At 68.3% G+C, this 21822-nt stretch carries 19 protein-coding genes and 1 pseudogene; 7 read left to right on the top strand and 13 right to left on the bottom strand.

Annotated elements, in window-relative coordinates:
• Nucleotides 1–14: 14 nt before the first annotated feature.
• A complete protein-coding gene (locus Rhe02_RS02030; protein WP_203906292.1) occupies nucleotides 15–2093 on the bottom strand; it encodes a cellulase family glycosylhydrolase in 2079 nt (692 codons plus the stop codon).
• A gap of 301 nt (nucleotides 2094–2394) precedes the next feature.
• Here Rhe02_RS02030 and Rhe02_RS02035 point away from each other — a divergent pair, with 301 nt between their 5' ends.
• On the top strand, nucleotides 2395–4674 hold the full coding sequence (locus Rhe02_RS02035) for a hypothetical protein (protein ID WP_203906293.1): 2280 nt from the start codon (nucleotides 2395–2397) through the stop codon (nucleotides 4672–4674).
• A 52-nt stretch (nucleotides 4675–4726) separates the two neighbouring features.
• Here the strand turns inward: Rhe02_RS02035 and Rhe02_RS02040 are convergent, their stop codons facing one another.
• The 3 genes from Rhe02_RS02040 to Rhe02_RS02050 all read right to left on the bottom strand — a co-directional run bounded on the left by Rhe02_RS02040 (nucleotide 4727) and on the right by Rhe02_RS02050 (nucleotide 7069).
• Nucleotides 4727–5626: an alpha/beta hydrolase family protein gene (locus Rhe02_RS02040; protein ID WP_203906294.1), complete on the bottom strand. Its 900-nt coding sequence runs from the start codon at nucleotides 5624–5626 to the stop codon at nucleotides 4727–4729.
• 91 nt (nucleotides 5627–5717) lie between these two features.
• Entirely contained in the window at nucleotides 5718–6320 is a 603-nt protein-coding gene (locus Rhe02_RS02045; protein ID WP_203906295.1) for a TetR/AcrR family transcriptional regulator, read from the bottom strand.
• A complete protein-coding gene (locus tag Rhe02_RS02050) occupies nucleotides 6317–7069 on the bottom strand; it encodes an enoyl-CoA hydratase family protein (RefSeq protein ID WP_203906296.1) in 753 nt (250 codons plus the stop codon). The genes Rhe02_RS02045 and Rhe02_RS02050 overlap by 4 nt, the downstream gene beginning before the upstream one ends.
• Before the next feature lie 41 nt (nucleotides 7070–7110).
• On the opposite strand from Rhe02_RS02050, the gene Rhe02_RS02055 reads away from it, so the two are divergent.
• Nucleotides 7111–8589 (top strand): succinic semialdehyde dehydrogenase, encoded by a 1479-nt coding sequence (locus Rhe02_RS02055; RefSeq protein ID WP_275411040.1) that lies wholly within the window; start codon nucleotides 7111–7113, stop codon nucleotides 8587–8589.
• The gene (locus tag Rhe02_RS02060; RefSeq protein WP_203906298.1) at nucleotides 8586–10229 is read left to right on the top strand and encodes an AMP-binding protein; all 1644 of its coding nucleotides are present in this window, start codon (nucleotides 8586–8588) and stop codon (nucleotides 10227–10229) included. Before Rhe02_RS02055 ends, Rhe02_RS02060 begins: the two co-directional genes overlap by 4 nt.
• Before the next feature lie 4 nt (nucleotides 10230–10233).
• Here the strand turns inward: Rhe02_RS02060 and Rhe02_RS02065 are convergent, their stop codons facing one another.
• From Rhe02_RS02065 to Rhe02_RS02080, 4 genes are read right to left on the bottom strand one after another with little or no spacing between them, the layout of a single operon-like run.
• The gene (locus Rhe02_RS02065) at nucleotides 10234–11412 is read right to left on the bottom strand and encodes a DUF4437 domain-containing protein (RefSeq protein ID WP_203906299.1); all 1179 of its coding nucleotides are present in this window, start codon (nucleotides 11410–11412) and stop codon (nucleotides 10234–10236) included.
• Between the two features lies 1 nt (nucleotide 11413).
• Nucleotides 11414–12772 carry an MFS transporter gene (locus tag Rhe02_RS02070; protein ID WP_203906300.1) on the bottom strand — a complete coding sequence of 453 codons (1359 nt, stop codon included), beginning with the start codon at nucleotides 12770–12772 and terminating at the stop codon, nucleotides 11414–11416.
• Nucleotides 12769–13377 (bottom strand): isochorismatase family protein, encoded by a 609-nt coding sequence (locus Rhe02_RS02075; RefSeq protein ID WP_203906301.1) that lies wholly within the window; start codon nucleotides 13375–13377, stop codon nucleotides 12769–12771. Before Rhe02_RS02075 ends, Rhe02_RS02070 begins: the two co-directional genes overlap by 4 nt.
• Entirely contained in the window at nucleotides 13358–14542 is a 1185-nt protein-coding gene (locus tag Rhe02_RS02080; RefSeq protein WP_203906302.1) for a CaiB/BaiF CoA transferase family protein, read from the bottom strand. The genes Rhe02_RS02075 and Rhe02_RS02080 overlap by 20 nt, the downstream gene beginning before the upstream one ends.
• Nucleotides 14543–14594: 52 nt before the next feature.
• On the opposite strand from Rhe02_RS02080, the gene Rhe02_RS02085 reads away from it, so the two are divergent.
• Nucleotides 14595–15473 (top strand): hydroxymethylglutaryl-CoA lyase, encoded by an 879-nt coding sequence (locus Rhe02_RS02085; RefSeq protein WP_203906303.1) that lies wholly within the window; start codon nucleotides 14595–14597, stop codon nucleotides 15471–15473.
• A gap of 110 nt (nucleotides 15474–15583) precedes the next feature.
• A complete protein-coding gene (locus Rhe02_RS02090) occupies nucleotides 15584–16531 on the top strand; it encodes a DUF1152 domain-containing protein (RefSeq protein WP_239123227.1) in 948 nt (315 codons plus the stop codon).
• A 33-nt stretch (nucleotides 16532–16564) separates the two neighbouring features.
• Here Rhe02_RS02090 and Rhe02_RS02095 read toward each other — a convergent pair whose 3' ends face one another.
• Genes Rhe02_RS02095 through Rhe02_RS02105 form a run of 3 tightly spaced genes read right to left on the bottom strand, consistent with a single transcriptional unit; the run spans nucleotide 16565 to nucleotide 17936 of the window.
• A complete protein-coding gene (locus Rhe02_RS02095) occupies nucleotides 16565–16798 on the bottom strand; it encodes a hypothetical protein (protein ID WP_203906304.1) in 234 nt (77 codons plus the stop codon).
• Nucleotides 16795–17094, bottom strand: coding sequence for a hypothetical protein (locus tag Rhe02_RS02100; protein WP_203906305.1), 300 nt, complete (start codon nucleotides 17092–17094; stop codon nucleotides 16795–16797). Before Rhe02_RS02100 ends, Rhe02_RS02095 begins: the two co-directional genes overlap by 4 nt.
• Before the next feature lie 20 nt (nucleotides 17095–17114).
• Nucleotides 17115–17936: an endonuclease/exonuclease/phosphatase family protein gene (locus tag Rhe02_RS02105; protein ID WP_203906306.1), complete on the bottom strand. Its 822-nt coding sequence runs from the start codon at nucleotides 17934–17936 to the stop codon at nucleotides 17115–17117.
• Nucleotides 17937–18081: 145 nt separating this feature from the next.
• Here Rhe02_RS02105 and Rhe02_RS02110 point away from each other — a divergent pair, with 145 nt between their 5' ends.
• A complete protein-coding gene (locus Rhe02_RS02110) occupies nucleotides 18082–18660 on the top strand; it encodes a serpin family protein (protein WP_203906307.1) in 579 nt (192 codons plus the stop codon).
• On the opposite strand, the pseudogene Rhe02_RS02115 reads toward Rhe02_RS02110, so the two are convergent.
• A pseudogene (locus tag Rhe02_RS02115) lies at nucleotides 18638–19099 on the bottom strand (formylglycine-generating enzyme family protein); the annotation flags it as partial. The gene Rhe02_RS02110 and the pseudogene Rhe02_RS02115 overlap by 23 nt on opposite strands.
• Before the next feature lie 74 nt (nucleotides 19100–19173).
• On the opposite strand from Rhe02_RS02115, the gene add reads away from it, so the two are divergent.
• Nucleotides 19174–20175, top strand: a complete 1002-nt coding sequence (add, locus tag Rhe02_RS02120; protein ID WP_239123228.1) for an adenosine deaminase — start codon at nucleotides 19174–19176, stop codon at nucleotides 20173–20175.
• Here add and Rhe02_RS02125 read toward each other — a convergent pair.
• The gene (locus Rhe02_RS02125) at nucleotides 20161–21813 is read right to left on the bottom strand and encodes a PucR family transcriptional regulator (RefSeq protein ID WP_203906310.1); all 1653 of its coding nucleotides are present in this window, start codon (nucleotides 21811–21813) and stop codon (nucleotides 20161–20163) included. The two genes, add and Rhe02_RS02125, sit on opposite strands and share 15 nt — an antisense overlap.
• Nucleotides 21814–21822 lie beyond the last annotated feature (9 nt).

The raw sequence follows: 21822 nt of genomic DNA on the forward strand, positions 1-21822 counted from the left end.
CCGCCGGCTTTCGGTCAGCTGGTGGAGCCGGTGATGGTGCTACCCGAGTCGGTGACGAAGTACGTCACGCGGGTGCCGCTCCAGAAGTGGAACGTCAGAGTGACGCGCACCCCGTTGTTGACCTCGTTGAAGAACTCCTGCTTGAGCGCGATGTTGTTGCTGCTGTAGTTGGGAGCGAAGGTGAAGTCGAACTCCTTGAACGACGTCCAGTTCTGCGGGCCGGCGTTGGTGCCGTCGGCGTACTTGGCCTCCATGGTGGCCAGCTGATCGCCGCGGAAGGTGGTCGGGATGGTGAACGAACCGGAGCTGCCGCTGGCGTTCTGCAACACCGGCGGATCATAGGTGACGATATTGATGCGCCACGGGACGCCTTGGGAGAACCGCACATTGACCGTGGCGTTGACCCCGTAGGCTCGGCTGCCGCTGAGCCGGGTGAGGGCGGCGGCGGTGAAGGTGAGCTGGCTGCCGGAGATGGTGTAGTCGGTTCCGGCCACCAGGTCGGTGGTGCCCTGCCGGACGCCCAGGAACGTGGTGCCGTTGAGGTTCAGCGTCACCGTCTTGGCGGTGATGGCGGAGGCGCGGGCGTTGAAGATCTGGTCGCTGGAGGCGGTGCCGGAACGGGTGGTCCAGCTCGACTTGATCTGCCCGATGAGTTCCGGATCGCTCCACTGCAGCGAGGTGCGGCCGAAGTGCTGGCCGTTGTCCCACAGCATGGTGGTCAGCCGCTTGGTACGGGCGTAGAAACCCAGGTATTCGAAGAACTTGAGCTTCTCCCCCTGCTCGATGGTGCCCACCTGACGATCGAAGCCCAGCAGCCCGTACTCACCGATGATGACCGGGATGTTGCGGGACACGAACGCGTTGGCCACCCGATCGAACTGGCTGACCAGATCCTGCTGCACCTCCGCATTGAAGGTGGTAAAACCGGCGATGTTCACGCTGAACGGCCAGAAGCCGTAGAAGTGAACCGTGGCAATGAGATTCGGGTCGTTGAGCGCGGTGAAGGTGGAGACCAGCTCGTCGACGCGGGGCTGATCGGCCGAGGTGTGCAGCGTGGGCAGCACGAGCAGGCGGGTGGCGTTGTTGCCGCCGGACTGGCGCACGATGCGCTGGAACGAGGTGTTGAGTTCGTTGAGCAGCATGGCATTCTGGGCATCGCCGGAGCTGCCGGTGAACTGCGGCTCGTTGATGCTCTCGAAGATCAGCTTCGCCGAGGACGCCTGGAACCTGCTGGCCAGCTGGGTCCAGATCGCGTTGTAGCGGGCCAGTACGTTGTTGTGGTCACCGGGCATGTTGGCCACCCACTGCCACGAATCGTGATGAATGTTGATCATCACGTAGAGGTCGGCGGCCAAGGCCCAGTCGACCACCTCCTTGACCCGAGTCAGGTAGGCGGCGTCGAGGGTGTACGCCGGACCGGCCGACTGGTGCTGGCCCCAGGTCACCGGAATCCGGATGCTCTTGAAGCCCTGGGCTTTCACGCCGTTGATGAGGGCCTGGGTGACCCGCGGGTTGCCCCACGAGGTCTCGTCGGCGCCGGTGGCGTCGAAGGAGTTGCCCAGATTCCAGCCTGGTTGCATGGCGGCCACGACGGCCATCGCGTTTCCCGGCGGCGGCTGCGTGCCGGCCACCTCGAACTCCAGGAAGTCGACGTTGGCCAGGCCGTTGGCGGTGGTCGGGCTCAACCGGATGGTGTTGTTGCCCGCGTTCGCCGACACCGTAAGGGTTTTGGTGACCCAGGTCGTCCACGCGCCGGTTCCCTCGAACTGTACGGTTTGGACGGTGGCGCCGTTGACGATGAGGCTCGCCGGCCGGCTGGTGGTGGTGCCGTTGGCGAAGCGCACTCCCAACGTCGCCGTGCCCGCCGCCGAGGCGCTCGCGGTGAACTGCACAGCCGCGCCAACAGCGTTGTTGCCGTTGCAGAATCCGCTGCCGGAGAAGCCGGCATGGTTGGAGTCGATGGTGCCGGTGCATGTCGCGGGCGAAGTCTCGGCCTCATAGCGGGTGGGCGCACCGAACGCGGCCGCGCCGTGGAACGCCACGATCGCACTGGCCAGCACGCCGACAGAGGTGATGAAGCTTCTCAGTTTCATCGAATATTTCTCCTTTGTACCGGTCGGGTGAGCGGTCCCGGCCACCCGGAGCCGACAGCACGGTGACCCTCCGACGCGACGGCGACGGGCGCGGGCGCTGCCAACCACAAGCGACCGGCGAGTTCACTCACCGGCGACTTTGGATATTGACAGGAGCACATGGAAGCGCTCCCAACGCCCGGATGGCAAGCGTATCACAAGTGACTTAGTGGGCTATCTCGATTGGGGCAGTGCCGCTGATCTGTCCCCGCGTCCCGGGCCAGAACACAATCTGCGTCCAAAGTCTATGGAGGGAGAACCTATGCGGCGAAGGCAAAAACACCTCGCCCGGTCGGCCGCGATGGCGTTGACCGTGGTGTCGCTGCTGTTGGCGAACGCCACCACGGCGATCGCGAACGACAACCCGCGACTCGCCCTGATCGGCAAGCCGCCACCGCAGTCCGGGGCGGCGGCCGCGTCGCCACCGGTCACCCAGGCGCCCAAGGCGGGCGAGTACACCACACTGTCCTTCGGGGTACAGGGCGGGTGCAACTTCAGCCTGCACACCGACATACGCGAGTTCGGTGAGGAGGACGGCGGGGTGTCGGTCGAGGTCAACTATTCGGGAAGCATCGACTGCACCTCTGACGTGTACTTCGAAGGCGAGGCCTATCTGCTCGACCGCACGCCCGGCTTCGAAGCCATTTTGGACTACTCCGACACCATCTCCGGCTCCGGCGGTGGCTCCAGCGGCAGCTCGTTCTTCATCCCGTCGGCCTATGACGGCGGCGACGAGCTGGAGACCGCGTTCGCGGCCGACCTGTATTCGGACGTCATCTGGACCGAATGCAACGACCGCCCGGGCGCGAGGATCCTGTTCTGCGAGGGCCTCGGCACGACGCACCTCACCATCGGAGTGGGATCGGGCAAGTACCAGTCCAAGAAGAAGAAGGCATGCATACGCTCTTCCGCCTCGCCACACACGTGGACCGACAATGTCACCGAAAAGACCGGCACCGTGGTGGCCAAGCCGAGCGTGACGGTCGAGTGGTGTTATGACGCCAAGACCGGCAGCAACGCCTACGCCAGGATTGTCGGCGAGATCGCCGGGCGCCCATTGATCCCTGAGCTGGGGCCGCCGGTTGTCACCCCGGCCGATGCCAAGCCGAAACCGTTCCAGATCAAGCCAGGTGTCACGGCTCACCGGCTCCAGTTCTCGCTCACCTACACCTTTGCCGTCAAGTATGTGCGGGAGGTCGGGGTCGGCGAGCGGGGCGGCAAGATCGTGTACGAGGCCAGCACCAGTTGCACGGTCTCGGTCGATCTGACGTTCTCCGGCAACGTCATCGCCAACCTATCGATCAACCCCTGCAGGCCGTGGCTGCCGGGCGGCCGCGCGATGCTTGACGTGGACCGACCGCGCTACCGCACCGGCGAGAGCACGAACTATGTGGTTCAGGGTGCTCCGCCCAACTCGCCTGTCCGGTGGTCGAGCTCGCTCAACGGGAACCCGGTCGAAAACCAGGCCTTCTACGGCCAGTACACCGATGCCGGTGGCAACTGGTCCGGCGCAGGCGATCCCTGGGCCGCCAACCAGACCGGCGAGTGGATCAAGAAAGCCTATGTCGGCGACTTCTACGACCTCATCGCCTTTGATGTCAACACGGGCTCGTCACCTCCGTCCACAGGATCGAAGAACCTGGCGGTCAACGGTGGGTTCAACCTGGGATTCGCACCGTGGCAAGTGATGCCGCAGACCAACATCGCCGTGTACGGTCCCGGTGTCACCGGCAACGAGCCCTATGAGGGCACCCAGTTCGCTGCGACCAACTCCACCGACGGCAATGGCGGCATCTTCCAAGACGTCCCGGTCGCCATCAACGCCGGCGACACCTTCTGCGGCAGCACCCAGGTCGCCACCCAAGGTGCCGGCAGCGGCGCCAGTGGCACGTTTGTCATCTGGGGACTCGACGGATCCGGCGGAAGCGAAGCGTCCTACAAGGCCTTCACCAACCTGCCCGGCGGCAACGCCTGGACGCAGATACAAACCTGTTTCACGGCTACCCGTGACCATCCCGCCATCCGCATCCAGTTCTATGTCACCCCTAACACCCCAACCCTGATCGTCGACAACGTCGACGTTCATCGCAGTCTGGCTATCGATGGTGGGTTCAATCAAGGTCTCGCTTCGTGGCAGGCGATGCCGCAGACCAATTGGTTCGCCTACGGTCCGGGCGTCACGGGCAACGACCCCTATGAGGGTACGAAGTTCATGGCGACCAATTCCGCCGACGGCAATGGCGGCATCTACCAAGATGTCGCGCTCACCGTCAACGCGGGCGACACCTTCTGCGGCAGCGCGCAGGTCGCGTCGCAAGGCACCGGCAGCGGTGCCAGCGGGACGTTTGTCATCTGGGGACTCGATGGGCCCGGCGGAAGTGAAGCCTCCTACAAAGCCTTCACCAACCTGCCCGGCGGCAACGCCTGGACACAGCTGCAAACCTGTTTCACCGCCACCAACACCCACGCCGCCATCCGCATCCAGTTCTACGTCACCCCTAACGGCCAGACGCTCGTCGTCGACAACGTCGACGTTCACTGAACACGAAGTCTTTGGGGCCGGCCTCAAGACGCCGGCCCCAAAGACAACGGGATCAGGCCACGCCCTCGAAGATGACCTGCGGGTCGGTCTGGGCGGGCGTGCCCCAGGTCAGGTCATAGCTGGCGGTGTCGCCGGCCAGGTAGTAGCGGAACCAGTCGGTCAGCAGGCGGCGGGTGATCTGCAGCTGCACAGCGCGGGTGATCGAGCCGCTGTCGCAGAACAGGCCGGTGGAGTCGATGAATCCACAGTGGAATCCGCCGCGGATGGTGCGCAGCTGCTTGGGCGCGAGCTTGCTGTTGTAGATGGGCCGCTGGTTACCCGAGATCCCGGCGATGGTGTCGCGGTCCCCGGCCACCAGCATCATCGGCTTGGACAGGGTCGCCGCGGCGGTGACCGCGGAGGGAGTGGTCTCGGCCGCGGCCAGGTTGGCCACCGCGGTGACGGCCGGGTTGCGGGAGGCGGCCAGCACACTGGCCCCGCCGCCCATGGAGTGCCCGGAAAGGCCGAGCTTGTCCTGCCGGACATGCTGGTAGAAACGCGACGTGCTGACAGCGTCCTGTGCCACCAGGTAGCTCAGGGACGCGTTCATCTCATCGGCGAAGGTGCCGTGGTTGACCGACAGCCCGGTCTGGGTGTTGGGCAGGCCCACGATGAATCCCCACGAGGCAAGGTGTTTCACCGTGCTCGTGTACTTGCTGATGGCCTGGAAGAAGCCGTGGCCGAACGCGATGGCGGGAAACTCCCCGGCCGCGACGGGCGCGTTCTGCGCGGTCGAGGTGCCCGGGTAGTAGTAGCGGGTGGTGAACGAACGCCCGTTGAGGGTGACCGAGGCGTCGGTGTAGGCCACCACGAACGGCCCGGGTGCCGAAGTGTCGGCTGCCGAGGCCGGGGCGGCGCCGGCACCGGTGAACGCGGCCAGCGTGACGAGTAGGAGGGCGGCTCGCCTGAACATTTTGTGCTCCTCTCGAAGGGACGGTGTGTTTCGGACAATGAAACACCGTTTCCCTCTGAGATACAAGCATGGAAATATGCCGCGTCGTCGGTTACCGTTTCCGCTGGCGCGGCAGGACATCGTCAAGGGTGCGAGCCCATTGGCGCAGCACCCGGCCGCGCCTGCGATCGTCGTCGCTCAGCAGAGCGGCCAGGCCCAGCCCGCGGACCAGATCCAGCGTGGCCTGAACGGTTTCGCGTACCCCGGGCTCCTTCTCGGAGACGCCCAGCAGCTCCACGGCCATCGCGTGAGCCTGCCGGCCGAGCTCCGCCTCAAGCGGCCCGATCAGCGCGCGCAACCCCTCGTCGGCGGCAGCAGCGACCCACAATTGAAGCGCGGCCCGGAACACAGGGCCGCTGTAGAAACCGAACAGAAGCTCAAGAACCTCCACAGTGGAGTGTGGAACGCCTTCGTGCGCCGCGATTTCGGCCCGGCGCAACTCGCTCATGTGTGAGATGGTGCCGGCCACCAGCGCTTCGCGGGTCGCAAAGTGATGCTGCGCCGCGCCCCGGGAAACCCCGGCCCGCTCGGCGACCACCACCACGGTGGTGTTCGACCACCCCAGATCGGCCAAGCACTCCAACGCCGCCTCCAGCAACCGCTGGCGCGTCACCCGGCTGCGATCCTGCCGCGGCGCCCGCACCGCCGCGGTCATGGAGCGGCTGCCCAGGTTGGGGGGCGCTTCTGCAGGAAGGACATGATGCCTTCCATCGCTTCCGGGGTGCCGAAGAGGCGGGCCGAAAGATCTATCATCTCCTGGCCGTGGGAGGTCAAGGCGGCTCTCACGGCGCGGGTGGTGAGCTGCTTCGAGGCGGCCAGGCCCTGCGGTGAGCACGCCCGGATGCCGTCCAGCAGCGCGGTCAGCGCGGCCTCGGGGTCTGCCGCGGCCTCGGTGATCAGGCCGATGGCGGCCGCCGTGGCCGAGTCGAAAACCTCGCCTGTCAACAGGTACCGGGCGCAGGCTCGGTCGCTCATGCGGGGCAGGGTGGTCAGCGAAACCACGGACGCGGCCACGCCGAGGCGGGCCTCGGTGAAGGCGAAGGTCGCGTTCGGCGAGGCGATCGCCAGGTCGCAAGCGCCGACCAGGCCCAGCCCACCGGCGCGCACATGGCCGTCGATCCGGGCGACGAGCGGCTTGGGCGTCTCGACCATGCTGCGCAACAGGTTCAGCAGCCTGCCCAGGCCCTCCTCGATGCCTTCGCCCGCCTGCGACAGGTCGGCCCCCGCGCAGAACACGCGGCCGGTATGGGTCAGCACGATCGCGCGCACGCCTTCGTCGGCGGTGGCCTGCTCCAGATGGGCCGACAGCTCCTGCATCAGCTGAGTGGACAGAGCGTTGCGATTGTGCGGAGAGTCCAGGGTGATCGTGGCGATACCGGCCTCGACGGCCAGATGGACGAGCATGCCCCCACCTTTCGCGAAGGCCGGGAAAAAATCAAGCACAACTGCTTGTTTTTTCTCCGCGAGTAGATAGCGTGCACGGCATGACGGTTGGTGCGTCCACACCGGATGATGTCGCGCTCGCCTTCGCCACCGCGCGGGCGGCCCAGCCCGCCTGGGCCGGTTTGCCGGCACGCCGGCGGGCCAAGGTCTTTGCCCGCTTCGCGCGTCAGGTGCTGGGCCGGCGGGAGGAGGTCCTCGACCTGATCCAGGCCGAGACCGGCAAGGCCCGCGTCAGCGCCGCCGAAGAGGTTTTCGACGCTGCTCTGGTCAGCAGCTACTACGCCCGCAAAGGGCCGCGGGCGCTGCGGTCGCGGCGGCGGCAGGGTGCGATGCCGATGCTCACCCGGGTCGTCGAGCATCGGGTGCCGTTCGGCGTGGTCGTCGTGATCACCCCGTGGAACTATCCGCTCGCCCTGGCCGTCGGCGACATCGTGCCGGCGCTGCTGGCCGGAAACGTGGTGGTGCACAAGCCCGACACGCTCACCGCACAGACCGCGCGGTGGGCGCGCCAGCAGCTGATCGAGGCCGGGCTGCCGCCCGAGGTCTGGCAGATCGTCACCGGCGAGCCCGGCCAGATCGGCGATTTGCTGCTCGCCGGGGCCGACCACCTGACCCTGACCGGGTCGACCGCGGCCGGGCGTCAGGTCGCGCAGGCCGTCGCGCCCAGGCTCATCGGCTATTCCCTGGAGCTCGGTGGCAAGAACGCCATGCTGGTGCTGCACGACGCCGACATCGGCAAAGCCGCCCGCGGTGCGTTGCGCGCCTGCTTCTCCAGCACCGGTCAGCTCTGCCTTTCCGTGGAGCGCCTGCTGGTCCACAGATCGCGCTATGCGGAGTTTCTGGCCGCGTTCCTGCCACTGGTCGAGGCCTTGAAAGTGGGCCCCGGCAACGGTTACGACATCGACGTCGGCTCGCTGAGTCACCCCGGTCAGCTCGATCGGGTCTCCCGGCTGGTCGACGAAGCGATCGCGGGCGGGGCGACTGTTCAGATCGGCGGCAAGGCCCGGCCCGACCTGGGGCCGCTGTTCTTCGAGCCGACCGTGCTCAGCGGGGTCACCGCGAAGATGGCGCTGCACCACGAGGAGTCCTTCGGGCCGGTGGTGTCCATCTACCCGTTCGACAGCGAGCAGGAAGCGGTCGAGGTGGCCAACGACACCGAGTTCGGACTCAACGCCAGCGTCTGGAGCCGCGATGTGACGCGGGCAGGGCGGCTGGCGCGCGGGCTGCGGGCCGGGTCGGTGAACATCAACGACGGCTACGGCGCCGCCTTCGCCTCCTACGACGCGCCCATGGGCGGCATGAAAGCCTCTGGAGTGGGCCGCCGCCACGGCATTGAAGGGCTGCTCGGTTACACCGAGGCGCAAACGGTGGCCAGCCAGCGCCTGCTCACCCTGGATCGGCCAGGTAACAGATCAGCGCGCAAACACCTGGCGCTGCTCGCCAAAGCCACCCGCTTGATGATCGGATTGAGGTTGCGGTGAAGGTCAAGAGCCTGTGTGAAGCGTTCCAGATCACCGCCGCGCGGGCGCCGCAGGCGGTGGCCCTGCGGGCCTCCGGTCAGGAAACGGTGATCACCTGGGGCGACTACGCGCGCCGGGTGGCCAGGCTCGCCGCCGGGCTGCGCCGGCTCGCGGTGTCCAAAGGGGACACCATCGCGCTGATGATGGCCAACCGGCCGGAGTTTCATCTCGCCGACACCGCCGCCATCCATCTGGGCGCTGTCCCCTTCTCCATCTACAACACCTCCTCCGCGGAGCAGATCTCCCACATCATCGCCAACTCCGGGGCCAAGGTAGTGATCTGCGAGAAGCAATACGCCGACCGCATGCCGCCGATCGAGCACCTGATCCTGGTCGAGGAGCTGACCGCGCTGGAGGCCGATCCGGATGACGACTTCGAGCAGGTGTGGCGCTCGGTGCAGGCGGAAGACCTGCTGACGCTGATCTACACGTCGGGCACCACCGGCCCGGCCAAAGGGGTGGAACTCACCCACGCCAACCTGCTCGCCGAGGCGGATGCGGTGACCGCCTACTTCGATCCGCAGCCCGGCGATCGCAGCACCTCCTATCTGCCCTCGGCTCATATTGCCGACCGCCTGTCCTCCCACTATCTGCAGATGCTCTACGGCGCGGAGATCACCTGTGTGTCCGATCCGCGGGCGCTGATCGCCGCGCTGCCCTCGGTGCGGCCCACCTTTTGGGTTGCCGTGCCCCGGGTATGGGAGAAGATGAAGGCCCGCATAGAGGAGGCGGTGCTCGACGCCTCGCCGTTGCGCCGCGCGATGTTCCGATGGGCGCTCGCCCGGGGGTACAACCGCACTCCCGTGTTGTGGCCCATCGCCGATCGGGTGGTGCTTTTGCCGGTACGCAGAAAAATTGGCCTAGATCAAGTGAGATGGGCCATGTCCGGCGCTGCCGCGATCCCGCTCGAGACGCTGGAGTTCTTTCTGGCGTTGGGAATCCGCGTCTGCGAGGTGTGGGGGATGTCGGAGACGTGCGGGGCCGGCACGGCGAACCCGCCCGGGAAAATCAAGCCCGGCACGGTCGGCCTGCCGCTGCCGGGGGCGCAGATCCGGCTCGACGACGACGGCGAGGTGCTCATCAAAGGGCCGATGATTATGAAGTCCTATCGCGGCGAGCCCGCCCTGACCGCGGAGGCGCTCGACGAGCAGGGCTGGCTTCGCACCGGCGACATCGGCAGCTTCGACGCCGACGGCTATCTGTCCATTGTGGACCGCAAGAAGGAGCTCATCATCAACGCGGCCGGCAAGAACATGTCGCCGACGAACATCGAGAACGCGGTCAAGGCGGCCTGCCCCTTGGTGGCGGCGGTCGTGGTGATCGGCGACGCCAAGCCCTATAACGTTGCGCTCATCTCCCTCGATGCCGATGCGGTAGCCGCTTTCACCGCCCGCAACGGCGCGCAGGCCATCCCCGGCGCGATCGAAGCCGGTGTGGCGCAAGGAAACGCGCGGCTGTCGCGGGTCGAGCAGATTAAACGTTATACCGTGCTGGAGGGCAGCTGGGATCCGGGCGGCGACGAGCTGACCCCGACGCTCAAACTGCGGCGCCGGGCCATACTCGCCAAGTACACCAAGGAAATCGCGGAGCTCTACCGCTGAGCGGTCACATTCCTTCGCCGTCCCAGCGGCCGCGGGAACGGCTGCGCACCGGCAGCGACGACAGGATCGGCGCCGGAATCGGGTCACCCTGACGCCAGGCGCGTCCGGCGCCGAGATTGTGGGCGTGGGAGTCGGTGCGCTCGTGCGGGTGCTCAAGGTGGTGGTGGTCGGGACCCCAATGGGTGTGCCCGTGGCCGTCCTGCAACCGGGCCGCGTCAAGCGCCTTGGCGATGGCGAGGAAACCGGGGTCGTCGCCCTGGCCGTGCAGAACCACCTCCGGGTCGCCCTGGAACTTCGCGGAAGCCTGCAGCTGAGCCAGATCGGCCGCGGTGCGCCGGGACGGGCCGGAGCCGAGCTGGTGCGAGGAGTGCGACCAGCGCAGCGGATGCTCCGCCTCCTGCGGCCCATAGTTGATCGCCTCGCCGCCCCACCGCACCCATTCGTTTTGGGTGTACCAGTTGAGCAGCTCGCCGTCAGAGCGCAGCAGCCAGGTCGCGCCGCCCTCCATCGTGGTGAAGTGACCGTGCTTGACCCGCGCCGGGCGGAAGAAATAGGTGCCCAGATCCAGCGTGCCGAAGTTGTACTCCATGTGCCCCGCGACGGTGTAAGCCTCCTCATAGCACGGGTGGTGCGCCAGCCGGTGATCCGACCAGCCCTCCTGCGCGAAGACCAGCCGCGTGTAGAAACCGGTCACCGGATCCACATGCAGGTACTTGATGAACAGCCCCGGCATCGGGCCGGCGTTGGGCACCGCGTCCCAGGCCATCGCCTCGGTGTCGAGTACGATGATCTCCTCGCGGGCGCCCGGCCGGCGCGGCGCGGCGACGGAGTCGACCGGGTCGAAGCCGGCGTCGCCGTACTCGCGGTAGTGCAGGATGCGGGTGCCCTCGGCGAATCGCAGCCAGTCGGCGGGAACCCCTTGCGGCACATAGAGATAACCACCGGCCCCGATCTTGCGCCCGCCGTAGGTCATCTCGCCTTCAAGCACGTGGTACTCGGTGTTGGCATGATGGATGCCCGGCCCCCGCCCCCAGTCGGTGTGGAAGTCGACGCGCAGCGATGCCGAGCCGTCCTCCTCGTCCACCGACAGCCGCCGCTCGCTGGCGCGGCCTTCGCCGCCGATCAGCTCCGCGCCGTGCCAGACGTAGTCGTTTTCCTGGATGAGCTCGACGTGCGGGCGCACCTCATACCTCCTGTTTCGTGGATACGGTAGTCGACTGCGCGACCGCAGCCGCGGCGTCGGCGTCATAGGTGCGCCAGGCCGCAAGCACGACAAGGCTTCCCACCACCAGCGGGGCGATGACAATGGCGTAGGCCAGGCGCAGCGAGCCGGTGGCGTCGGAGGCTTCCCCGATCAGCCACGGCCCCAGCGCTCCGCCGAGGGTGACCACCATTTGCAGCACAGCGAAGCCGAGGCCACGCCGGGCCGCGGCGACCACATCGGCGTTGGCGGCGGTGAGGTTGGCGATGGCCCCGGCGAACCCGACGTTGGCCAGCGCGAAGCAGATCACTTGTGGGACAAAGGGTGTCAGCAGCACGGCACCGGTCAGCCCGGCCGTGCCGAACAGCAGCGACCATCCGCCCAGCGCGACCCGCCAGCCCCGGCGGCGGCCGTGCCACCGGTCCCCCAGCCAGCTGCCGACGCCGATGCCCACCAGGATGCCCACCAGCCCGGCGCCCCCACCGACCGCGGCCGCCCCGGCCTCATCAAGGCCGAACTCGCGCTGGTAGAACGAGGGCATCCAGAAGAACAGGCCGCCCAGCCCGAAGAAGAGAATGCTCAGTCCAATCACGACACTGCGCAGCGTGCGGATCCGCCACAGCTGCCGAACCTGAGTCAGCATCGGCACCACAGCGCCAGTGGGTGCGGGGGCGGCGTGGAGGGTGTCGTCCGCGTACCAGGTGGTGAGGCGGTCACCGGTGCCGCGAATGGGTTCCTTGATCGTCAGCACCAGCAGCGCGATGATCGCGCCGGGCAGGGCGACCAGAAAGAAGCCGGTGCGCCAGCCGAAGGCGGTGGCGAGCGCGCCCCCGGCGATGACGCCGATCGGCAGCCCGGCGAAGTAGGCCATGCGTTCCAGGCCGAAGGCGCGGGCACGCGACGGGCCGGGATACAGGTCACCCAGCAGGCTGGAGGCGGGCGGGTTGTAGAGCTGTCCGGCCGCGCCGAGCAACAGCCGCACCCCGAACAGGGCCAGGTAGGAACCGGCCAGGCCGGTGCCCAGCGTCAGCAGCGCCCACACCGCAACGACACCCGCGATCGTCCACGAACGGCGGCCGGTGTCGGCGAGCTTGCCCGCCGGCAGCAGCAGCACCACCGCCGCGATCGCGCCCGCGGTGGCGATCGCCCCGGCCTGCCCGTCGTCGAAGCCGAACTCCTTCTGGATGGCGGGCAGCGCCCCGGCCAGCAGGTTGTACTCGATACGGTCGATCAGTGCGACCAGCGCCACGCACACCGCGGGCCACCAGCCGAACGGCGCGGCCGCGCCGCGTTTCACGGTCACCGGCGGCTTGCCTTGGTACACCTCGATATCCAGGCTCACCGCAATCTCCTCAACGCCTCGTCCAGCGACACCACATCGGCATACTTCGCGTCCAGGTCGAACAGGTTGGCCTCGTGCGGGCCGGGTTCACGGTCGGCGCAGGCTTCGCGCACCACCATCGGCCGGAATCCGTTCTGCAGCGCGTCCACCGCGGTCGCCCGCACGCAGCCGCTGGTGGAAAATCCGCCTATCACCAGGGTGTCGATGCGGTGCGAGGCCAGCCAGGCGGCCAGGTCCGTGCCCGCGAAGGCGCTCGCATAATGTTTGACGACCGTGTATTCACCGGGTTGCGCGGCCAGTTCCGCAGGCGGCCGGGCCAGCTCGGTGGCGAACAGGCTCAACGCGGGCACCTTGGCCGCGAACAACGGCGCCTCCGCGCAGGAGGCGTCGGCGTAGCGCACAGCCGTGTGCAGCACCGGAATCCCGCTGCGCCGTGCCGCCTTCGCCAGCCGCGCCATCGCCCGCACCGCGGCCCGTCCTGACTTCAAGAACAATGGTGATTTGGGTACCAGATAAGCCCGCGCCGGGTCCACCAGCACCACCGCCGGGCTGACGCCCCAGCCGAGCCGGCGGCCGAAGGGCGGGTCAGATGACTCCGCTGCCACGCAGGTCCTCCAGTTCGGCGTCGGTCAGGCCGAGCAGGCCTTGGTACACCTCAATGTTGTGTTGACCCAATGCCGGCCCGGCCCATCGCACGGAGCCGGGGTTGGCGGAAAGCCTGGGGGCCACGTTCTGCATCGGCAGCTCGCCGAAGTCCGGATGTGGCACGGTCACTATGGATTCGCGGGCGGCGATGTGCGGGTCGGCCATCATCTCCGCCGCGGTGTAGATGCCGCCCGCGGGCACCCCGGCCGCGTGCAATTGCTCCAGCAACTCCGCCGAGTCGCGGGTGACTGTCCACTTTGCTATGAGCTCGTCCAGCTCGGCCTGGTGCGCGCCGCGGGCGCCGTGGGTGGCGTAGCGCTCAGGAACCTCCATCCCCATCACCTCGGCGAGGCGGCCGAAAACGGTGTCCTGGTTGGCGGCGATGAGGATGTCGACGCCGTCGGCGGTCGGGTAGACGTTGCTGGGCGCGACGTTGGGCAGGATCGGGCCGGTGCGCTCACGCTGATATCCCGCCACCGCCCACTCCGGCAGCAGCGACTCCATCATGGCGAGCACCGCTTCGTAGATGGCTGAGTCGACGACCTGGCCCCGTCCGGTGCGTTCGCGGGCGTGCAGCGCGGCCAGCGTGCCATACGCGGCGTAGGTGGCGGCAAGCGAGTCGCCGATCGAGATCCCGGAACGCGACGGCGGCCGGTCGGCCTCGCCGGTGACATAACGGATGCCGCCCATGGCTTCGCCGATCGACCCGAACCCGGCGCGCGAGGCGTAGGGGCCGGTCTGGCCGTAGCCGGTGACCCGGACCAGGATCAGCCGCGGGTTGATTTCAGCTAGCTGTTCGTAGCCCAGACCCCACTTCTCCAGCGTGCCGGGCCGGAAGTTCTCCAGCAGCACATCGGCGTCGCGCACGAGCCGGCGCACGAGCTGCTGCCCCTGGAGCGTGCGCAGGTTGCAGGTGACCGACTTCTTGTTGCGCGCCACCACCGGCCACCACAGCGACTGGCCATGGGGTTTCTCCCTGCCCCACTGGCGCATAGGGTCACCCTTGCCCGGGTCCTCCAGCTTGATCACCTCCGCGCCGAAGTCGCCCAGCAGCTGGCCGCAGAACGGCCCGGCCAGCAGGGTGCCGGTTTCGATGACCCGAATATCGGAGAGTGCGCCGATCACGAGCGGATCCTATGCTTTGGAAACGCCGTTTCGCTAGAGGAGACTGTTGCCGGTGGAGATCGTGGAAGTGGGACCGCGCGACGGTCTGCAAAATGAGAAGGCGCTGCTGCCCACCTCGGTGAAGGTGGCCTACCTGCAACGGGCGGTCGACGCCGGGCTGCGCCGCATCGAGGCCGCCGCCTTCGTGCACCCGGCCCGGGTGCCGCAGATGGCCGACGCCGAAGCCGTGCTCGCCGCCGCGCCGCGCCCGGCCGGGGTCGTCTACACGGCGCTGGTGCTCAACCTTCGCGGCATGCACCGCGCCGCCGCCTGCGACCTAGCGGAGATCAACTATGTGGTGGTGGCCAGTGACGAGTTCTCCCAACGCAATCAGGGCATGACCACCGCGCAGTCGCTCGCCCAGTGGGAGCAGGTGTGCGCCGCCGCACGGTCGGCCGGGATGCGGGCCACCCTCACCATCGCCGCCGCGTTCGGCTGTCCCTACACCGGCGAGGTCTCCCCCGATCACGTCGCCCAGCTTTTGGCGCAGGCCGCCCCCGCCGACGAGATCTGCCTGGCCGACACCATCGGCGTCGGCGTGCCCAGCCAGGTCGAGGTGCTGGCTCAGATCGCGCGGTCGGCCCAGCCGCAGGCATCGCTGCGCGCCCACTTCCACAACACCCGCAACACCGGCTACGCCAACGCGGTCGCCGCGGCCGCCAACGGGATCACCGCCCTGGACGCCAGCCTCGGCGGCATCGGCGGCTGCCCCTTCGCCCCGGCCGCGACCGGCAACATCGCCACCGAGGACCTGGCCTACCTGCTCAACCGCAGCGGCCAGGCCACCGGCGTCGACGTCACCGCCGCCGCCCAGACCGGCGTCTGGATCGCCGACCAGCTGGGCATCACCGCCCCCGCCCAGCTCGGCCGGGCCGGCCACTTCCCCGGCTAGGCCACCGGCTCGCCGGAGTTGACGTGAAAATGCAGGTGCTTGGAGTCCTGATCCGGCTCGGAGACGGTTAACCGGGTGCGGCGAAGGATGCCGGCGACCATGATGATCTGGTGTGGCGACTGCCGTTCTTCGAGGCCCTCAACGACTCCCAACGCGTCCTGATCGCGGGGGCAGGCGGCGGCTTCGACGTCTACGCCGGTCTGCCCCTCGGCCTGTCCCTGATGAACGCGGGCAAGACTGTCCACTGGGCAAGTCTTTCCATCGTCAACCTTTACGACCTGGACAAGGACGCCTGGCTGGAACCTGGCGTCGCCGCGATCACCGACGAATCCACCGCGGGCGGCGACTACTTCCCGGAACGGGTGCTGGCCCGCTGGCTTGCCCGGCACAGCATGCCCTCCACCGTCTACGCCTTCCCGCGCACCGGGGTGCGGCCGCTGCGCAGCGCCTACCGGCGGCTGGCCAAACGGCTCGACCTCGACACGATCGTGCTCGTCGACGGCGGCACCGACATCCTCATGCGCGGCGACGAGGCGGCGCTGGGCACCCCGGTCGAGGACGCCACCAGCCTGGCCGCGGTGCACGGCACGCCCGTGCCCACGAAACTGGTGGCCTCCATCGGTTTCGGCATCGACGCGTACCACGGAATCAATCACGTTCAGGTCTTGGAGAACATCGCCGCCCTGGACCGCGCCGGCGCCTACCTGGGCGCGTTCACCGTCCCATCGCACGGCCGGGAGGCGGCCCTCTACCGCGACGCGGTCGCCTACGCGCAAGCCTGCACCCCAGACCGGGCAAGCATTGTCAACGGCCAGATCGCCGCAGCCCTCACCGGCGCCGCCGGAGACGTGCGCCTGGACGGCCGCACGGACACGACGGCGCTTTTCGTCAACCCGCTGATGGCCATGTACTTCACCTTCGACCTAGCCGGTTTGGCAGCGCAATCCCTTTACCTGCAACGAATCCGGCAGACCGAAACCATGCTCGAGGTCAGCCACCTCATCGAACGATTCCGCGACGAAGTCACCCCTCGCCCCAGAGTCCCCTTCCCCCACTGACAGATTCCGCGACAGGGCCCCACATCACAGCTCTCAGACGAAGGTAAACGTGGGAATCTTGCGCCACCGGTAGGTATCTGGCCGACGGGTCAGGATAGCGGCACGCGCCGCCTCAGCTTCCACAATGCAGTGCGATGAAGAGAAGTCGGTGCCGGGCACCAATCCTGCCTCCACAGCCGACCAACTGCTCAGCTCTACGACTTCGACCGGGGGAAAGAGCAATGCCGCCCAGGCTGAGTCGTCGAACACTATCGGCTTGAGGCTCATGCTGCGGCCGCCTGTTCGTCTGGGTCATCGTCGAGAGCGGCGAGGTCGGCCAGTACCTGACCGTGGACCTCCGCCGGGATCATCGGCGCCTGGCGGCCCATGGCTTTCCAGAAACGATCGGGGTCGGCCACCATCTGCTGAACCTGCTCGCGGGTAATGCCGTGCTTGTCGAACTCCAGGCGCAGCAGCTCGACAAGGAGTTGGTTTTGCGAGAGGCCGGTCTTTAAGCAGAGCAATTGCAGCATCTTGTGCTCGACCTCGTCGAGGCGCAACGTCGTTCCGGGCATGCGCATCATGCTTGCATGATGGCAAGATATTATAGTCGACGCACGACGGTGGATAGTAGGGCTGGGTGGTCAGTGGTGCCGGCCATGTCGATGCGGGTGCTGGCCAGCACGGTGAAGTCGGTGGTGGCCAGCATGTGTTGCAGGCCGCCATCGGTTCGGCTCAGGTAGCCGGGCGGGGTGCAGCCGCGCAGGCCTGCATTGCCGTCGTAGGGCAGGTTGAAGTCGCCGCTTATCACCGCGCCCACCGGTTTGGCCGGGCCGGCCCGCAGCGAGGGCACCGCCGTGCCGAGCAGGTAGCCGCATTGGGCGGAGGCGGTCGACGCGTCGAGGGCCAGGTGGGTGGTGCAGACGACGAACCGGCCTTGCGCCCGCACACAGAGCCAGACCCGCTGCTCCGGGTGGCCGCTGCTCTGCATGGGATAGGGGCTGCCGTGGAACTCGGGTGTCTGGGTTGGATGGGCGAAGCGGGCCACCACGCCGATGCCGTAGTCCTGGCCGTCGCGGCATTGGGTAGCGCGGCCGGTCCGGCCGGCTGGGACGGCCTGGAACGCGCCCGCTACGGTCGCGCCCGGCGAGGCCGCCCGGAGCGCGGCTTGCAGCGCAGCGATGTCGTTGCGGCAGATCTCGTTAACGGTGACCACGTCCGGCGCATAGGTCCTGATCAGCGTCGCGGCTTGCTGCACCGAGCGACCGGTGTAGCAGCCGGCGAAGCCGCTGGCGCACAGGTTCATCTGCAGGACGACAAGGACTTGCGGCTCGGCGACCGCGGAGCCGGTGACGACGGCCGCGATCGACACCAGGCCGGCCATGAAGGCGGCGAGCCTTATCGGCCAACGGTTTCCAGGAGTCATATCCCACGCCGTTTCCGCGGTGGCGCGCCAGCAGTGTCGAGGTTCATTATGGCGCGTCGATGTGGGCCCGCGGCAAGGACGATCGGGAACCGGCCGGGGCCTAACGGCGTCGAACGACTTGTCGATGGTCACGCCAGGGGGAATCGTGCACGCCAGTAGATTCGAGGATGTCACTGCGAGCCGCAGGGCTTTGCTGCTAGGCCTGGCCGTGCTGGCTGCCGCGCCGCTGGCCGGCTGCGGCAGCGAGGCCGAGGTCCCGGCGCTGCTGGTGGCCGACGGAGTTACCCGCAACCAGCCGGCCGGCAACGCCCCGGTGGGCGCGGCGGTGGATGCGCTGACCCCGGCCGGCATTGCCAAGGTGCGCGCGGCTTTCACCGAGGCCCCCGTGGAGATTGCTGTGCCCAGATGGGAGTTCGAGACCTCCCTCGACCTGGCGACGCTGCTGCCCGGCCTGGGGCTGCGGGCGGCTTTCGGTGCGGGCGCCGACTTCAGCGGCATTGCCGATGGGCTTTTCCTCGCCCAAGCGGTACACAAGGCAAATATAAGTGTCGATGAATGGGGGACGGAGGCGGCCGCGATCACCGAAATGTCCATGCCCGCCAGCGCCCAGATGAAACCGCCGATCCGGTTTTCCGCCGACCGGCCTTTCGCCTTCGCCATCGTCGGCGGCAAGGACCAGGTGCCGATTTTTGTCGGCCGGGTCAGCGATCCGACCGCGAAATAGCCAGGCGGAAACCGACGTCGTCGATGCGATAGCTGGTCATGCTGCGGTGGCGCACCGAGGCGCGGCAGCTCCACGGCTCGTCGAACCACCCACCGCCGCGCAGCACCCGATAGCTGCCGTAGACCTGCGGGTCATAGAGGTCCCAGCACCATTCGAAGACGTTGCCGAGCATGTCGTAAAGGCCCCACCCGTTGGGCTGCTTGCCGCCCACCTCGTGCACCCGGCCGCCGGAATTGCCGCGGTACCAGGCGATGTCGTCCAGTGGGCCATAGCGTGGGCCGGTCGTAGCAGCGCGGCATGCGAACTCCCACTCGGCTTCCGTCGGCAGCCGATACCCGCCGGCGCCGCGGTCCCATTCGATTTCCTCTGCGGCGGCATCGATCCGGTAGGCCGGCGGCAGACCGTCGCGGGCGGACAAAGCGTTGCAGAACTCGACCGCTGGTCCGGGCGTGTGTTCATCGGCCATGAGATTACCGGTCAGCGGCCTGCGGCCAGGATCGATATCGTGTCTCGGTGGACACCGGACGTGATCTGAGGTTGTTGCCGAAGGCGGAGCTGCACCTGCATATGTTGGGCGCGATGCGCGCGGCCACATTGGAGGAGCTGTCCGCCGAAGCGGGGCTGCCGGCCCCGAATCCGCGCGGCTTCACCACGTTCGCGGAGTTCCAGACCATGTTCCAGGCGGTCTACGACGTGACGCGGATCCGCCCGGAGAACCTTATGCGGCTGGTACGTGAGATAGTCGACGACGCCGCGGCCGATGGGGTCGTCTGGGTTCAGCCACACTTCGACCCCAATCTCTATCCGAGTTTCGGCCCCGCCGAGCACGTGCTGGAGATGGCCCTGGCCGAGGGGCACGCGGCGGCGGCACGGCACGGCATCGGGTTCGGGTTGACGCTGGGGGCCATGCGCCATCTGGGTCCGGATTGGGCGGTGAGCATGGCGCATTTCGCCGGCCGCTATGTCGACGCGGGCGTGCGTGCGCTTGGGCTGACCGGCGACGAGGTCGCGTTTCCGCCGGAGCCGTTCGCGGAGGCCTTCGCGATCGCGCGGGAGGCAGGCCTGACCGCGGCCCCGCACGCCGGTGAGCTGAGCGGACCGGACAGTGTGCGGGCCGCGGTGGAGGTGCTCGGCGCGACCCGGATAGCTCACGGCGTGCAGGCCGTGCACGATCCCGAGCTGCTGGCGATGCTGGCCGAACGGAAGGTGACGCTGGACGTCTGTCTCACGTCCAACGATCTCCTGGGCGTGGCCCCGCTTGCCCAGCACCCGTTGCCGCGGCTGCTGGAAGCCGGGGTCGGCTGTTCCTTAGGCGCCGACGACCCGACCATGTTCGGCGTCGGGCTCCTGGACGAATACCGCCTCGCCCGCACCGAGTTGGGGCTCTCCGATCATCAGCTGGCCTCGCTGGCCCGCACCTCCATCGACACCAGCGACGCCCCGCCTGCTCTCGTCGCGGCCGCGACAGCCCGCATCGGCGAGTGGCTGGCCGTGGAGGACTCACGGGCTCGGTGAGACCACCCGCAGTTGCAGCATCGCGGCGAACCTGGCCTCCGAGTCGGCCAGATCGATGCCGCCGACCTCGGCCAGCCGGCGCAGCCGGTAGCGAAAGGTGTTGGGGTGGACGTACATCGCCGCGGATGCCGCGATGACATCGCCGAACGCGTCCAGCCACGCCCGCAGCGTCTCGACCAGGTTCGCCGCATGCTGCGCGTCGTAGGCCATCAGCCGGGCGACCGGGCCGGTGGGGCGGTCGCCGCGCGCGGTGACCAGGTCACGCAGCTCCAGCAGCAGCGACTCGACGTGCACGTCGGCCAGCTGGGCGGTGCGGCGGGCTCCGCCGCGGCCGGTACGCAGCACCCGCAACGCGCGGTCGGTGCTGGCCCGCGCGGCGGCCATGCCGGCCGCGTCCTGGGCCACCGGGCCGATGCCGATGACGGCACGGGTCCGCCCGCCCACCCGGTCGAGGAAATCGGTGGCTATCCGCACCGCGCGCTGCTCGCCGTCCTCATCGCGCGGCACCGGGACCAGGCCGTAGGTGACGTCGCCCACGAGCGCCGCGGCGCATCGCGGATGCGCCGCGCTCAGGTGCATGGCGAACGCGTCGCTCAGCCGCTGCAGCCCGGTGGCGTGGTCGGCGTCGCCGGCCAGGCTGTGGTCGGGGCCATCGGGCTGCACCGCCAGCGCCAGAATCACCACCGGCTGGTTGGCCAAACCCAGGCGGCTCAAGGCTTCGTGGGCGCCCACACCGCCTTCCAGCGCGGTGGCGAGCAGGTCTGTGCGCAGCCGCCGCTTGACGTCCGCGCCGGCCCGGATGCGCAACAGGTGCAAGGCCACCAGCTTGCTGGCGTCGCGCAGCGCGCTGGTGCGCTCCTCGCTGAGCGGCTCGTGCACGGCGGCCCAGATGGAGCCCAAAATCTCGTCGCCTGCGCGCACCGCGACCGCGACCCGGGGGACAGAGAATCCGTCCTGGCCCGGCTGCGGCGGCTCGACCCAGAGCGGTTGGCTGCTGCGGTACAGGTCGTGGAAGACCCCTCGGTCCGACAGCAGCCGCGAATACCGCTCGGGCACCTGCCGGCCCAGGATGGTCTCCACCCGCGACGGGTCGGCTTCGTCCTGGCGACCGGAGAAGGCCAGCACGCGCGAGCTGCGGTCTTCGATGGTGATGGGGGCGTCGAGCAGCGCGGCGATGGCGTTGGCGAGGGTGAACAGGTCACCGGAGGGCATGCCGCCCAGGGTTTCCGGCTCGGCGTCGCCGACGTCGCCCTCGGCGAGCAGGGAGCGCAAGAGCGCGGCCAGCTGTGCCCAGGAGGCGCCGCGGGTGAGGCCGAGCACGGCGACGCCGGATTCGATCACCGCCGCTGACAGTTCGTCGGTGACCGAAACGGGTGCCCTGACGACCAGGCCAGCGGCCCGGTGCCGGCCCAGGATGCGCAGCAGATCGGCGATCTCGGCCGGGTCGCGCAGGCCGACCCCGAGCACGAGCGCGTGCTGGGGCAGGACCGGTTCCTCCAGCGGGTCGAAAATGGCGACGCCGCCGATGTCACCGGCCCGGTCCGGGTCGCCCAGCACCAACTCGAGCAGGGTGGCGCCGAGGTCGTCGAGCACCCGGCCGAGGCTGGCGTGAGGTCGCAGGTTAGCCGAAACGAGCATCGCCCGAGA

Source organism: Rhizocola hellebori, assembly GCF_016862955.1.
Lineage (GTDB): Bacteria > Actinomycetota > Actinomycetes > Mycobacteriales > Micromonosporaceae > Rhizocola > Rhizocola hellebori.